Raw genomic sequence first — 14,943 nt, 5'->3', positions numbered from 1 at the left:
TTTAATAATAAAATTAAAGTTCCTGATTATATGATTAACATTACTAAAAAAGAAGAAGTTGTTTTAGACCAAATTAAAATATTCAACATTGAATATTCTGAAGGAATTCCTGTCAATGTTTTAAGAAAAGAATTGGGTTTTCATGAGTATGATTTAGTCCAGATTCTTGAAGAGCTTAGTGATAAAGATTTGGTTATTTTCAAAGATAATAAAGTTAGTTTGTCTGACAGTGAAAAAGAAATCAACACGGTTAATTCTAAAAAAGATATTGAAGAGTTGGAATTAAATTTAAAAGAAAAAGAATCCTATAACTTAATTAAAAGTTTAGTTGATGAAAAAAATTTAATTTCAAAATATACTCTTGAAGGACACTTGCTTTACGGCGAGCTTGGCCTAACAAACTTTAGAATGTATCATATTATTCTATCACTTCAAAATAAAGGTCTTCTAAAACCTATTGATAGGGACGACGGAGAATATTATTTGCTTGTTGAATAATATTTTCTACTTTTTTTTATACTGAAGTATTAACATTTTGCTAATTTATCATAATATTTATATAAGTTAATTATTATACATAATGTTGTTAATTAATATTTTAATGTGTTTTATTATGATGAGAATAAGTATGTCATTACCAAAAAAATTACTAGCTGATTTTGATGAAGTATTAAAGGATAGGGGATACCAATCCCGTTCAAAAGGAATTCGTGATGCTCTTCAAGATTATATTGTTAGATACCAATGGATGAATGCTATGGAAGGCGAAAGAATTGGTATTGTAACTATTATTTATGACCACCACTACACTGGGGTTATGGAAAACTTAGCTGAAATTCAACACAGTTTCAGAAATGAAATCAATACAAGTATGCATATTCACATGACTGACAAGTATTGTATGGAAATTGTAGTGGTTAATGGAGATATTGCTGAAATTCGTGAGTTAACAGAAAGAATTATGAGACTTAAAGGTGTAGAACATGTAAAACTCACAAGTACAGCAAAAGGTGAAGATTTCCATGAACCTGGACATTCACATGACCATGGTCATCATCACCATCATTAAGTCATATGAAATTTAAAACAACACATTATCATTTTGACTTATTAAAAGATACAGATAGGCTATCTGCATTCTTCGAAGCTATTGAAGATTATGGGGGTAATACGGATTTAGCTTACGATTTGGGATGTGGTAGTGGAATCTTATCTTACTTTTTAAACAGTCATTTTGATAATACTATTTCTCTTGAAATTGACAGGCAAGCTTATGAATGTGCCTGCGAAAATCTAAATTCATTTGAAAACATTGAAGTTATTAACAGTGATGTTTTAGATTATGAATTTACAAAAAAAGCAGACTTAATAGTTTGTGAAATGCTTGACACTGCACTAATTGACGAAGAAGAAGTGCCTGTTCTTAATTATGCTAAAAAATTCTTAAAAGACGATGGAATTATTATACCTCAAGCTATTATAAACACTGTTGAACTTGTAAATCTTGAAAGGCATTATATTCATTGGGATGAGGGAGTAAACTATGAATCCTATTCAAAACCAATAGTTTATAGTGAATTTAATTTTTTAAATGATATTAATCCGGAATTTGAAGCAGATTTATCTTTAAAATCAGATAAATCAGGTATTATTAATGGATTAAAGATTACAAGCTACACTAAACTTAATGAAAATTTAATTGTAGGTCCACTTCCTATGTTGAACCCACCATTATTAATTCCTTTAGATGAGAAAACAGTTAATGTAAATGATTTAATAAATATAAAATTAAAATATATAATGGGTAATGGAATTGGTAGTATTAAAACCAAGTATTACTAAGGTGATATCTTGTCTTTTGAATTACAATTAAATGAATTTTTAAAAGGTTATGAAAAATTACTTATTTTAGGCGTTGGTAATGAACTTAAACGTGATGATGGTGTTGGACCTTTCATTGTTGATAATCTTGATGAAAAAGATAATGTAATATGTATTAATGCTAAAACAGTTCCAGAAAACTTTACTGGTAAAATTAGAAAAGAACAACCTTCTCATGTAATCATTGTTGATGCATGCTTGATGGGTGGTGAAGCAGGGGATATTAAAATAGTGGATAAAGATGATTTTGTAAACATTGGTATTTCCACTCATTCAATGTCTTTATCATATTTTGTAAAATACTTGGAAAGAGACAATGATTTTAAAATAATATTTGTTGGAATTGAACCTGAAACTATGGAATTTGGTGAAGAGCTATCTGAAAAAATTGAAAAAACTGCTTTTTATTTCATTAACTTATTAAAAGAGGCTATATTATGAAATTATTATTTATTGGTTCTAGATTATATGATGATATTGACTGGTATGTTAAAAGAAAAAACATTGAAAGTATTTTAACTGAATCTAATGAAAATGCAATTAATTTAGATTTACCCGATCAAGTGTTTATTGTCCCTCGTGGAATGGATGGTCCAAAACAGGTTGCAGTAATGCAAAATGTTGATGCAATTGTACCATTAATTGGAATTGACCCTCCATTAATAGATGTTGCACACATGAAAGAGGAAATAGAACAAGAACATGGAATTCCAGTTATTGCAGCAAATGTTAGGGCTGTTGAACTTACTTCCAATAAAATCAAAACCAAAAAATTCTATGATGAAATTGGTGTTGTAACTCCTGAATATCAGATTTTAGATAGTCCTGATGATTTGACCTTGGAGTTTCCAGTTGTATTAAAACAGGGTGAAGGTCAAGGTGGAAAGGATATTAAAATAGCTAAATCCATGGATGATGTTGAAGAATACTTTGAAAACTTCAATCAGGCATTATGCGAACAATTCATTGAAGGATCTGAAATTTCTATTGAAGTATTAGGATTTAATGGAGAATTTGTTGCATTACCTCCAATTTATAAAGGTGAAACTACATTGGAAGGAACACATCCATTAAGCAAAGTTAAAACTGGTCCATGTATGGTTCAGGGATTAGATAATAATCTTGTACAGCATACTGCATATAAAGTTGCTAAAAACTTGGATTCTGATGGTATTTTTGAGATGGATTTCATGTACTCTCCTGAAAAAGACCAGTTATATGCTATTGAAGTTAATACACGTCCTAATGGAACCAGATATTTAACAACTGCAACTTGTGGTGTTAATTCATTATGTGAATTGGTCAATATGGCAATTGGTGAGTTTTCACCTGCTAATATTTCAGATAAATTGGAATATCACTATTCTACTGAAATTCCAGTTGGAGATTACAATGGACCTTGTCCAAATGAGCCTGTAAAATCTTTTGATGATAATGATTTTGTTGTTCATGGTCCTGAAGGATATCAAAGACTCACTGCAAGAGCAGATTCTAAAAAAGATTTGGATAACTTAATCTCAAAATTATTATAATTCTGTATTATAAGTTATAATTATATACTACTATCAATAGATACTTTATTAGTTTAAAGATTTATTGTGTGGTAAAATGAATAATACAGATATGTTAATTCTTTTTTTGATAACATTATTTGGAACAATATTCTTTACTTGGTATATTAAAAGAATATTGCTCAAAGCAAGGATTTCTGATAATCCTATAGTTAGTGAACATAGACATAAAAGCGGAACTCCAACAATGGGAGGAATTGCTTTTCTATTTACAATTTCATTGGTAATTGCATTATATTACCAAAACACTCCTGTTTTACTTGTATCTTTCATAATGCTTGCTGGTGGAGTTGTAGGTTTAGTAGATGATTTAATCGGACTTAAAGTTAAAGAAGTTCAAAAAATTGTTGTAAATATTTCTAATGAGGTTATTACTCTTGGAAGATTGGATGTTGAACCTAACGAAGAAGTTCGTGTAGCTACTCCTAAAGCAAAATCTGAAGTAAATGATTTGCTTAAAGAAGGTAAAGTTGAGGTTGTCGGTGAAGTTCCAATTAAAACAGAACCTGAAGAACTTGAAAAAATTATTTGTCAAATTGTATTAGGTTTATTCTTTGCACTAACAGGTATTGTTACAACTTTAGGTGGTTTCCAATTAGGTATTTTAGCTATTCCTGTTGTTATAATTGCAATTCTTGGATCTATTAATTCAGTTAATCTTATTGACGGAATGGATGGTCTTGCAGCAGGTATTGTTGGTATTGCTTCCATTGCTTGTTGTGTATATGGTTACTTATTTGGACCAGCAACAATTATTCCACCATTCTTACTCCTTTCAGGATTATGTTTAGGATTCTTAGTATTCAACAAACACCCTGCTTCAATATTCATGGGAGATACTGGATCATTTGTATTAGGTATAGGTTATGCAGCAGCAGTATTAGTCTGTGATATCCCATATTTCGGAGTACTTGCATTAGGAGTACCTATCATATCAGTTGTTGTTAGTTTACTTCACAGAGCAAATATTATTAAATTACCTGTTGAACCATTACATCACACTTTAAATCATTATGGAATGTCTGAAACAAAGATTGTTCTTAGTTATTGGGGAATTACACTTTTATTATGTATAATTGGTATTCTTGCTAAAATGTACATATTCTAATTTCCTTTTTTTTCTTTTTTTTGGTGATATTTATGAAAATTGATGATATAGTTGAGTTAGTTAACGGAAAAATTTTTGGTAATGATGATTTTTTTTCAATAGATGGATTTTCTGGTAGATTTACTTTTTTAAATGATGCTCACACTGGAGATATTGTTGTAAGACACTGGATTAATGGTGATGGAGTTGCAATGGCATTTAAGAAAAATATTGCATGTTTAATTACTCAAACTCCAAAAGACGGAGCTATTGAAATGGCGAATAAATTAGGATTCCCATTAATAGTAACTGATAAAATTGAACTTGCTAATTCATTTGCACTTTCACACTCAATTGAAAAATATTCTCCTAATTCAACAAATATTGTAATAACTGGTACTAATGGTAAATCAACCACATCTCATTTAATTTATCATATATTAAACAATGCTGGATATCATGTTCTTACTAACACAGATAGTGAATCCGAATTTAACACATTAATTGACCCAATGGTATCTAAATTAATCTCTGATGAAGTTATTGAAAACGGAGAATTAGATTATTTGGTTATTGAAGTATCTGAGGTCCAAGGTTGGCTTGGAAAGTTAATGAAAAACCACGCAGCATTAATGAGTAGAGCTATTAAACCTAAAGTTGGTGTAATAACCAATATTGCAATGGATCATATTGGTCTTGTAAATTCTATTGATGATGTTTTTGATGAAATAGTTGAAGTTCCAAAAGCAATTGGTGATGGAATTTGTATATTAAACCACGATGATGATTTGGTAATGAAATTAGATGCAATAAATCCATTTTACACTTCAATGTCTAAAATTAATGAAGAAAATTCAGTATTTTTCGATGATGGGAAAATTTACTATAAAAATAATCCAATTTTAACTGTTGATGAATTACCATTTAGTGGTAAACATTTCATACAAAATATTTTATCAGCTATTGGAGCATGTATTTCTTTAGATATTGATATTGAAACTATTATTGATGGAGTTAAATCTTATAAAGCTCTCAATAGACGTTTTGCAAAATTACATAAAGAACCTTTAATCTTTGATGATTTTGCTCATAATCCTGATGGAATCAAAGCAACAATTTCTGAAACTTACAAATTACTTGATGAAAACCAGACATTACATATTGTCTGTGCTATTAGGGGTTCTAGAGGAGTTGAAATCAATCAGTTAAATGTTGAAGCTATTGTTGAAGCTATGGATGATGGCATGAAATTAATCTTATCCTCAAGTAATGATGTTGTTAACTCTCTAAACTGGGTTAATGATGATGAAAGAGAGGTATTTTTCAATGTTTTAAACGAAAATAACATTGAATACACTCATTTTGATGAGTTAGATGATTGTTTGCGCAATGTCTATAATAATGCAGATAAAAATGATATTATTTTATTAATTGGTGCTCAGGGAATGGACCCTGCAGAGTCCCTTTTAAAAGACATAATATAAATTTAAATATTAAATTAATTTAATATAATAAATGTATAATTTTATTCTTTTTCTAAAAGAATAATAATAATACAAGAGGAAAAACATGTTTATAAAGATTAGAAGAGACACATTAATAATTTTATTATTAGCGTTTATGTTGATTCTTTGTGGCCGTTTAATTACCTATGTCGCATTTGCTTCTTCTGATGAGATACATGATGGTATTGCGATTTCTGGAGTCATTATCAAAGGTAATGATGTAGTTCCAGTAGATACTATTAGATCAAATGTTATGCAAGCTGGTTTTAGGGACGGTAGTGTAATCTATGGTGATGTTTTAAAAACTTCTAAAAGAGAAGTATCACTGCAAGATGCCCTTCAGACGGCCCAGGAATTTGCAAAACAGTCAACAGTACCAGGTACATCTGTTCAACCAATTACTGCTGCTGATGTTCAAGTAGATAAGAATACAGGTGTAGTTACCGTTACTGTTATTGAAGACTTCTCGTCAGTAGATTTAACAGATAAAACAAAAAGTGGTGTGGAAGGATGAAATTCAGTAAATCAAAACTTTCATTAGTAGCATTTTTCTTTATCTTTTTGCTGACTATGAGTAGTGTGGCTGCTACTTGTAATATTGTGGTAATTACTGATCCTTCTGGTAAAGACCCAAATGGTGCAGCTGCTGGAAGTATGTCCTTTGCGGATAATATGTTCCAGTCAACATTTCTATTATCTAGAAATAATCAATTTGCTGTACTCTCCGGGGGTACTGGTAGTTCAGATTCAAGATTAGATTCTATTGTTGAAGCTATTGCAAATTTGGAAAACAATGCTTCTGCTGCATCTGCAGCATCTGTTGCATCCCATTATAATGGTAACCGTATTCTTGTTGGTGGTCCAAATATTGGTGCTGCTGTTGGAGGATACTTCAGTGCATATGTAATTACAGTTGATGATGATAGTCATGATATTAAAGTAACTCCTTACACTAGTGGTGTAGCTACTTTACCACCTGGTCAAAAAGGGGCTATTATTCACTTGAGAAATACAGCGGGAAATCCATTATATGGTACTGCTGATGCAGTAAGAAAAGAAACTGCAATGAATATTGGTAAAATGATTAGGGATGGTTATCCTGCAACCACAATTCTTTCAGAAGCCATGGGTGAAGTTGCTCGTGACTCTGGTGAGAAATACGGTGGGGGTGGAGTAAACCTCGTATCAGGTATTTCAACTTCAGACATGTTTACACCAAAAGAGATGAACAGTACTGGGTATCCTATGGATGAAGAATACTCAAAAGTTTGTGATAATTGTGGATGGGCAGTAGGTTATCCTGCTGCGGAAGCTCACGAAAGATGTCCAATTTGTAATTCTGAAATCCGTACGGTTTATGCATATCAGGCATTAGGTGAAGCATTAACAATTAGTTCGAATGCGGTTGCAGTATCAGTATATGGAAGTGATAGGCCAGGTTTAGCAGATACTACTAAAGAAATTGTAGAAGCATCTGTTGCTAAAAATGGTTATGATGCATCAGCAATTGCAGGTTCTATCAATAGGGGTATTGATAATGGTCTTATTGTAGGTGTGGATCATGTTGAACCTAAAGATCTTAATGTAAAACAAGGTTCAAAAGCTGTTGGTGTTTATTATAAGGCACTTCCTGCGGATAAATCTTCTCCAGCATGGAATTTGCCAATTGATGGCAATCTCTTAACAATTCTTGGAAGTATACAGACCGCTGTTGGTATTATATTAATTTTATTGGTCTTGTTTAGAAGCAGATTGCTCAAATCTTTCCAAAATAGGTGATTTTTCACCTTTTTATTTTTTTTATATGGTGATCTAATATGGCATTAATTTTAATTAGGGGGGAAACAAATTCAAAATTACTTAATGCAATTGCAGATATGGAACGTCATGGTAATTTGAATTTAGTTACTAAACCAAAAGTTGTAGATTCTAATTTTGCTGATTCAATTGTTGAAAAAATTTTAAATTCAAAACTTAGAACAAAATCTAAAGTTGCTACTGCATTTTTTGTTAAAGAGGATACTACATTAAGTATTATGCAAGTAAAAAAAATTCATCCTCCAGCACATGTTGTTGTTATTAGTAATGAGTATGATGATTATCATAAATTAAAAAAGATACTTGATAATGCTAAAGCGTTTCAGGGTTATTACTCACATAAAGCAAAAAATGATGGTTTAATAGATTATTCTATTAAAGGCAAAAAAAGACATGTTAAAAATGAAAAATTAAACAGTTATGTAAAATAACTGCATAGTAATTGTAATGGTTAATGTTTTGGATTTCTATGGTGGAAACTGAAACATTATTACAAACCTATTTTTTAATTATATTCTACTTTTTATATATTCAAATAACCTACAATTATATTTGAATGAATTGGTTATCTTCTTATTTTAATTGACTCTAAATATTATTATTTTATATTTGTTTTAGTTTAGCCAATATTTTATTTGTAATATCCATATCATTTGCAGGATTTGTTAAAAATTAGATTATAAAAAAGTGTTGTGAGATGATGGTTTTAAGTTGGTGTTATGTAAATAATTATTTTCTTTTAATTTTCATTATACTTCCTAAGGTACGTTCACCAGTAGAAGTGTTGATGAACTGATTTAAATCAACATTGTTAATTTTGTTTAGAAGTTTAATGTTTAATGTTTTTTCGAATTTTTTGGTTAATTTGATGTCTGGAGTCATTTTTCCAGTTTCAATTCTGCTGATAACTGATACTCTTTCGTTAATTTTTTTACCTAAATCTTCACGAGACCAGTCTTTTGCTTCTCTAGCATTTCTTATTTTTAAACTGAAATCTTCAACCAATTCTTCGCTAGGTTCATCATTTCTTGTATAATTATTACGTTTGACATTATTTTTGGATTTTCTTCCTTTAGGTTGTTGCCTAAACTTTGATTGTGGAGCTGCTTTTTGTATTGTTCCTAATTTGGAACACTCTTTACATACAACCATGACTGATCCTTCAATTTTTGCTCTAATAGGATTATTTTCAGGTACTGGTTTGCCACAAATTTCACATTCCATATTAATCAATTTCCTTATATTTTCTTTTAATAAGTATTATATACCATTAAGTTATTAAATGTTTGTTAGTAAAAGTTTTAAATGAATAATTTTATATACTTTAAAGTTACAAATTGTTATTAAAGTAGACTGTTATGAAAAATTTATTCTAAAATGGAGATGATTCCTATGGATAATTTCGACGATTTGGAAAACACTTCTAAAGAACAATTAATCGATACTGTAGAAAACTTACAAAATGAAATCGATTTGTTAAAAGAAGAAAACTCCAAAGCTAGAAGCAACCTAATGTTTAAAGTTAGGAAATTAGAAAAAGATAAAGTCTTAATTGAAAATGAAAAAATTAGACTTGAAAAAGATAATAAATCATTACGTTCAGAAATTGATAGATTTAGGTCCCCACCTTTAGTGTTAGCTACTATTACTGAAATCTTAGATGATAATAGAATGACTGTTAAAAGTAGTACCGGACCTAGTTTCCTTGTTAATTATTCAAAATTTTTAGATGAAAAATTATTAGTCCCTGGTTCCAGGGTAGCTTTAAATCAACAAACTTTTGGTATTGTTGAAGTTTTACCATCAGAAAAAGATGTTAACGTTTCCGGAATGGAAATTGAAACTAAACCAGATATTACATTTGAAAAAATTGGTGGTTTAGAAGAACAAATCAGAGAAGTTAAAGAGACTGTTGAATTGCCTTTAACTGAACCTGAATTATTCGAAAAAATTGGAATTGAACCACCTAAAGGAGTATTATTATACGGTCCTCCTGGAACTGGTAAAACTTTACTTGCTAAAGCTGTTGCAAATGAAACCAATGCTACTTTCATTAAAGTTGTAGCTTCCGAATTTGTTAAAAAATACATCGGAGAAGGTGCAAGATTAGTACGTGAAGTATTTGAACTTGCTAAAGAAAAAGCACCAGCTATCATATTTATTGATGAACTTGATGCTGTTGCAGCTAAAAGGCTTAAAAGTTCAACCAGTGGTGACAGAGAAGTTCAAAGAACTCTTATGCAACTTTTAGCTGAACTTGATGGTTTTGAATCTAGAGGAGATATTGGAATTATTGGTGCAACCAACAGACCTGATATCTTAGATCCAGCATTATTACGTCCTGGTCGTTTTGATAGATTCATTGAAGTTCCACTTCCAAATCTTGAAGGAAGACGTGAAATTCTTAAAATCCACACCAAAAACATGTCATTTGATGAAGAAGCAGATATTGACTTGCTTGTTGATTTAACTGACGGATTATCTGGTGCAGATTTAAAAGCAGTATGTACCGAAGCAGGTATGTTTGCAATCCGTAACAAACGTGATAAAATTGCTGTTGCTGACTTTATGGATGCTGTTGACAAAGTCATGAGCAAAAATAAAGAAGATGAAATGTTTAATACTGAAGCAGGAGTAATGTTCGGATAATCATATTACTAAATAATAAGCCAATGATGAACCCTATGAGCTCTGATATGTGATGAATGATGGGCGAGCTGAGGCTTATTCTATTTAATCTTTTTTTATAAAACTTTATTTAAAAGTAAATTCTAATATTAATATATGTTATTTAATAAAAATGAGAATAACACTAATGAGAGAATTATCCATAAAACAAAATCAAATATGCTTTTTGGTTGTAAAAAAGCTATTTATGGGTTTATTTTATTGATTATTGTTTTATGTGTTTCACCAGGAATAATTCAATTCATTGCTAAGATGCAGGTTTATTTAATTTCTCAAATTCAATTGCCTTTAACAAGGTATGCTGCAATTGCGTTTTTTGTTATTATTCTTGTTATTGTAACATATATCATCTGGCAAATTATTAGTTGGTATTCTATTGAATATACATTAACTGATTCAAGAATTATTGTTAAAACAGGTGTAATATCAACTAAAAAAAATTATATTCCTTATTCAACAATTCAGGATATTAATACTTCTCAAAACATCATTGAGAGAATATTTCAAATAGGTACTGTGTCTGTTTTCAGTGCTTATGATAATAATCAGCTTGAATTAAAAAATATTTCAAACCCTTCAGAGATTGAAGATATGATATTTTCTAATATGAGAGGATTTAGAAGTTTCCAGACTCCTCCTAGACAATATAATAATTTCCAACAGGAAAGTTATTTTGATGATGGGGAATATTTAGGCAGAAATGAGTTTTATGATGATTTTGAAACTATTACTCCTATAACTCACGAAAGAAATGATCCTCCAAGAAGAGATTATAATAATCCTGTGGATAATTTAAATTATAATGATAAAAAGTATGAGTATGAAGGTTATAATGACAGATTTGATGATTCTCAATCTTTAAATAATTATTCAAATGAAAAATTTCAGGATAATGTCCGTAATAATGATTATTACTCTGAAGATATTGAGCCACAAAGAACCTATGAAGATAAACATAATGAAAAATCAAATTATGTAAAAGATGACTCAAGTGAAAAAGTTATTAGGAGACATTTCGATAAATTCAAAAAATAATTTTTTTATATATTTTTAGGTGAATCTAATGGAATTATTATGTATACAGTCACAGGAACATCCAGAATTACCTCTTGCTGAGTTAAAGGCAGTAATGGAATGTGAAGAAATTAATGCAGATATTGATGTGATAACTGAAGGTTTAGTTATTTTAAAAAATATTTCTAAAGAGGATATTAATTCCTATTATGAAATTTTAACCAGAAGATTAGGATATACTCATGAAGTGCATGAACTTATAAAAACAACTACTGTTGATGATTTTGATGAATGTATGTCAGCTATTGACTGGTCAGATTATATTAATGAAACCTTTGCTGTTCGTGTTAAAAGATTTCATACTGACATTGATACCGTTGCAACAGAGAGAAAATCAGGTTCTTTAATTCTTGCTAATTGTGAAAATATTAAGGTTAATCTAACAAAACCTAATTCTTTAGTTCGTGTTGTTGTTCATCAAAGTGATGTTTATATTGCAATTGAGAGAATTAAACTAAACAAAAAACACTTTGAAGAAAGCAAACCACATAAAAGACCTTTCTTCTATCCAGGTTCAATGAGTCCAAAACTAGCAAGGTGTATGGTTAATTTATCAAGAGTAAAAGAAGGTCAACTTTTACTTGATCCATTTTGTGGAACTGGTGGTATTCTAATTGAAGCAGGATTAATTGGATGTAAGGTTGTTGGTTCAGATATTTACTGGAAAATGAAAAATGGAACTTCAATTAATTTGGATTATTATGGAATCACTGATTATAGAACATTTAATCTTGATGTACGTGAACTTAAAATGTATGAAAAAGTAGCTAGTGTAGTTACTGACCCTCCTTATGGTATTTCTACATCCACTGGAGATATTGAAGGAGATGATATATTTAATGAATTTTTCAAATCTATATATGATAATATGAGAGATGATGCTTATCTATGTATGGCAAGTCCTCACTATGTAGATTTACATCCTATTGCTGAAGAAGTAGGATTTGAGATTATTGAACAGTATGGAATTAAGATGCATAGAAGTTTAACCAGAATCATTACTGTTATTCGCAAAAAAATTTCACAATAATCATTAAATCTTATTTTTTTCTTATTTTTTTTTTAAAAATTTTATTTTTTTATTTCATCTAACTTTTTTAATAATAATATTTTTCAAAAAATTTATTTTCTAAAGCTATTTTAAAATTTTTATTTTCAAAAAATAAAGTATTATAATTTTTATTTTTTTAAAAATTTTGTTTTAAGTTATTATTTTAATTTTTCAAAATATATTGCAATATTTTATAATTGATTTTGTTAGTAAAATCTCTCTGTCTAATAGATGTGCTATGTGTTATATGGCGATGACCTAAGTATTATTGTATGGAACAATTATTACTATGATGGTTGCATTCCACATATAGCGATACAATTTATGAGTACTTGAATTATCTCAAGTATGATGTTAGTTTTGTAGATGTGGTGAATTAGTTACAATTTATTTTGTTTCAAATTTATGTGTATACTCGTCTATATTTTTTAGCGTACTTCATAATTTCAATCTTATTATGATCTGTTATGTGTTCAATTCTGTTTGATCCTGGCAGATGCTACTGCTATTGGGATTCGATTAAGCCATGCAAGTCGAACGAGTTTAGACTCGTGGCGTACGGCTCAGTAACACGTGGATAACCTACCCTTAGGACCGGGATAACCTTGGGAAACTGAGGATAATACTGGATAGGCAATTATTCCTGTAATGGTTTTTTGTTTAAATGTTTTTTCGCCTAAGGATGGGTCTGCGGCCGATTAGGTAGTTGGTTAGGTAATGGCTTACCAAGCCTTTGATCGGTACGGGTTGTGAGAGCAAGAGCCCGGAGATGGAACCTGAGACAAGGTTCCAGGCCCTACGGGGTGCAGCAGGCGCGAAACCTCCGCAATGTGAGAAATCGCGACGGGGGGATCCCAAGTGCCATTCTTAACGGGATGGCTTTTCTTTAGTGTAAAAAGCTTTTGGAATAAGAGCTGGGCAAGACCGGTGCCAGCCGCCGCGGTAACACCGGCAGCTCTAGTGGTAGCAATTTTTATTGGGCCTAAAGCGTCCGTAGCCGGTTTAATAAGTCTCTGGTGAAATCCTGTAGCTTAACTGTGGGAATTGCTGGAGATACTATTAGACTTGAGACCGGGAGAGGTTAGAGGTACTCCCAGGGTAGAGGTGAAATTCTGTAATCCTGGGAGGACCGCCTGTTGCGAAGGCGTCTAACTGGAACGGTTCTGACGGTGAGGGACGAAAGTTAGGGGCGCGAACCGGATTAGATACCCGGGTAGTCCTAACTGTAAACGATGCGGACTTGGTGTTGGGGTGGCTTTGAGCTGCTTCAGTGCCGAAGGGAAGCTGTTAAGTCCGCCGCCTGGGAAGTACGGTCGCAAGACTGAAACTTAAAGGAATTGGCGGGGGAGCACCACAACACGTGGAGCCTGCGGTTTAATTGGATTCAACGCCGGACATCTCACCAGAGGCGACAGCTGTATGATAGCCAGGTTGATGACTTTGCTTGACTAGCTGAGAGGAGGTGCATGGCCGCCGTCAGCTCGTACCGTGAGGCGTCCTGTTAAGTCAGGCAACGAGCGAGACCCACGCCCTTAGTTACCAGCTTATCCTTTTTTGGATGATGGGCACACTAAGGGGACCGCCTATGATAAATAGGAGGAAGGAGTGGACGACGGTAGGTCCGTATGCCCCGAATCCTCTGGGCAACACGCGGGCTACAATGGCTAAGACAATGGGTTCCGACACCGAAAGGTGGAGGTAATCCTCTAAACTTAGTCGTAGTTCGGATTGAGGACTGTAACTCGTTCTCATGAAGCTGGAATGTGTAGTAATCGCGTATCACTATTGCGCGGTGAATACGTCCCTGCTCCTTGCACACACCGCCCGTCACACCACCCAAAAAGGGCTTGGATGAGGATGTAGTGTTTTGTTATATTCGAATCTAGGTTTTTTAAGGAGGGTGAAGTCGTAACAAGGTAGCCGTAGGGGAACCTGCGGCTGGATCACCTCCTAATACTTAATATTAATTTGTGTGTAATGGATAGATGTACACAATTGAACTGTTTATCAGTTTCTACAAAACTAACTTATGGGCCCGTAGCTCAGACTGGGAGAGCGCTGCCCTTGCAAGGCAGAGGCCCCGGGTTCAAATCCCGGTGGGTCCACTTAATACTTTATGTATTTTCTTATTAGTGCAGCATTGTTTCGTTTTGAAATTGATGTGAAGGGGAAAAATAATTTTGTTTTTTCCGTGCATAAGTAACCCTAACTGGCACTAACTAACCAGATTGTGTTAGATTTATAGTGTTAATTAATTGAGAAAAGAAT

The 14,943-nt window shown here is 31.9% G+C and carries 14 protein-coding genes, 1 tRNA gene and 1 rRNA gene; 15 read left to right on the top strand and 1 reads right to left on the bottom strand.

Annotated features, from left to right (window positions below):
- Positions 1-30: 30 nt before the first annotated feature.
- From PUD86_06365 to PUD86_06320, 10 genes are all read left to right on the top strand, one after another.
- Positions 31-498, top strand: a complete 468-nt coding sequence (locus PUD86_06365) for a hypothetical protein (GenBank protein ID MDD6776897.1) — start codon at positions 31-33, stop codon at positions 496-498.
- 115 nt (positions 499-613) lie between these two features.
- Positions 614-1,069, top strand: a complete 456-nt coding sequence (nikR, locus tag PUD86_06360; GenBank protein ID MDD6776896.1) for a nickel-responsive transcriptional regulator NikR — start codon at positions 614-616, stop codon at positions 1,067-1,069.
- Positions 1,070-1,074: 5 nt separating this feature from the next.
- A complete protein-coding gene (locus PUD86_06355) occupies positions 1,075-1,842 on the top strand; it encodes a methyltransferase domain-containing protein (GenBank protein MDD6776895.1) in 768 nt (255 codons plus the stop codon).
- 9 nt (positions 1,843-1,851) lie between these two features.
- Complete coding sequence (gene hycI / locus PUD86_06350) at positions 1,852-2,322, top strand: hydrogenase maturation peptidase HycI (protein MDD6776894.1); 471 nt, start codon at positions 1,852-1,854, stop codon at positions 2,320-2,322.
- Positions 2,319-3,413, top strand: coding sequence for an ATP-grasp domain-containing protein (locus tag PUD86_06345; GenBank protein ID MDD6776893.1), 1,095 nt, complete (start codon positions 2,319-2,321; stop codon positions 3,411-3,413). The genes hycI and PUD86_06345 overlap by 4 nt, the downstream gene beginning before the upstream one ends.
- Positions 3,414-3,477: 64 nt before the next feature.
- Positions 3,478-4,560 (top strand): phospho-N-acetylmuramoyl-pentapeptide-transferase, encoded by a 1,083-nt coding sequence (locus PUD86_06340; protein ID MDD6776892.1) that lies wholly within the window; start codon positions 3,478-3,480, stop codon positions 4,558-4,560.
- 32 nt (positions 4,561-4,592) lie between these two features.
- Positions 4,593-6,023, top strand: a complete 1,431-nt coding sequence (locus PUD86_06335; protein MDD6776891.1) for a Mur ligase family protein — start codon at positions 4,593-4,595, stop codon at positions 6,021-6,023.
- A gap of 85 nt (positions 6,024-6,108) precedes the next feature.
- Positions 6,109-6,558 carry a hypothetical protein gene (locus PUD86_06330; GenBank protein ID MDD6776890.1) on the top strand — a complete coding sequence of 150 codons (450 nt, stop codon included), beginning with the start codon at positions 6,109-6,111 and terminating at the stop codon, positions 6,556-6,558.
- Positions 6,559-6,605: 47 nt separating this feature from the next.
- Positions 6,606-7,823 (top strand): hypothetical protein, encoded by a 1,218-nt coding sequence (locus tag PUD86_06325; protein MDD6776889.1) that lies wholly within the window; start codon positions 6,606-6,608, stop codon positions 7,821-7,823.
- A 38-nt stretch (positions 7,824-7,861) separates the two neighbouring features.
- Positions 7,862-8,293 carry a DUF356 domain-containing protein gene (locus PUD86_06320; protein MDD6776888.1) on the top strand — a complete coding sequence of 144 codons (432 nt, stop codon included), beginning with the start codon at positions 7,862-7,864 and terminating at the stop codon, positions 8,291-8,293.
- A 298-nt stretch (positions 8,294-8,591) separates the two neighbouring features.
- Here PUD86_06320 and PUD86_06315 read toward each other — a convergent pair whose 3' ends face one another.
- Positions 8,592-9,086 carry a multiprotein bridging factor aMBF1 gene (locus tag PUD86_06315; GenBank protein ID MDD6776887.1) on the bottom strand — a complete coding sequence of 165 codons (495 nt, stop codon included), beginning with the start codon at positions 9,084-9,086 and terminating at the stop codon, positions 8,592-8,594.
- Between the two features lie 186 nt (positions 9,087-9,272).
- Here PUD86_06315 and PUD86_06310 point away from each other — a divergent pair, with 186 nt between their 5' ends.
- The 5 genes from PUD86_06310 (at position 9,273) to PUD86_06290 (ending at position 14,780) form a co-directional block, all read left to right on the top strand.
- The gene (locus PUD86_06310; GenBank protein ID MDD6776886.1) at positions 9,273-10,511 is read left to right on the top strand and encodes a proteasome-activating nucleotidase; all 1,239 of its coding nucleotides are present in this window, start codon (positions 9,273-9,275) and stop codon (positions 10,509-10,511) included.
- Positions 10,512-10,646: 135 nt separating this feature from the next.
- Entirely contained in the window at positions 10,647-11,585 is a 939-nt protein-coding gene (locus tag PUD86_06305; protein ID MDD6776885.1) for a PH domain-containing protein, read from the top strand.
- 28 nt (positions 11,586-11,613) lie between these two features.
- Complete coding sequence (locus tag PUD86_06300) at positions 11,614-12,654, top strand: TIGR01177 family methyltransferase (protein ID MDD6776884.1); 1,041 nt, start codon at positions 11,614-11,616, stop codon at positions 12,652-12,654.
- 497 nt (positions 12,655-13,151) lie between these two features.
- Positions 13,152-14,627 (top strand): 16S ribosomal RNA (locus PUD86_06295).
- Positions 14,628-14,706: 79 nt separating this feature from the next.
- Positions 14,707-14,780: transfer RNA gene (locus PUD86_06290), tRNA-Ala, on the top strand.
- Positions 14,781-14,943: the final 163 nt, after the last annotated feature.

It is taken from the genome of Methanobacteriaceae archaeon (assembly GCA_029219465.1).
Taxonomy (GTDB): Archaea; Methanobacteriota; Methanobacteria; order Methanobacteriales; family Methanobacteriaceae; genus Methanocatella.
This window is presented reverse-complemented; position numbering and strand designations above follow the sequence as displayed.

Coding starts and splice junctions, on each gene's coding strand:
- PUD86_06355 (MDD6776895.1), top strand. CDS start 1,075: ATGAAATTTAAAACAACACATTATCATTTTGACTTATTAAAAGATACA.
- PUD86_06335 (MDD6776891.1), top strand. CDS start 4,593: ATGAAAATTGATGATATAGTTGAGTTAGTTAACGGAAAAATTTTTGGT.
- PUD86_06305 (MDD6776885.1), top strand. CDS start 10,647: ATGTTATTTAATAAAAATGAGAATAACACTAATGAGAGAATTATCCAT.
- PUD86_06345 (MDD6776893.1), top strand. CDS start 2,319: ATGAAATTATTATTTATTGGTTCTAGATTATATGATGATATTGACTGG.
- nikR (MDD6776896.1), top strand. CDS start 614: ATGATGAGAATAAGTATGTCATTACCAAAAAAATTACTAGCTGATTTT.
- PUD86_06365 (MDD6776897.1), top strand. CDS start 31: ATGATTAACATTACTAAAAAAGAAGAAGTTGTTTTAGACCAAATTAAA.
- PUD86_06330 (MDD6776890.1), top strand. CDS start 6,109: ATGTTTATAAAGATTAGAAGAGACACATTAATAATTTTATTATTAGCG.
- PUD86_06320 (MDD6776888.1), top strand. CDS start 7,862: ATGGCATTAATTTTAATTAGGGGGGAAACAAATTCAAAATTACTTAAT.
- PUD86_06300 (MDD6776884.1), top strand. CDS start 11,614: ATGGAATTATTATGTATACAGTCACAGGAACATCCAGAATTACCTCTT.
- PUD86_06315 (MDD6776887.1), bottom strand. CDS start 9,086: ATGGAATGTGAAATTTGTGGCAAACCAGTACCTGAAAATAATCCTATT.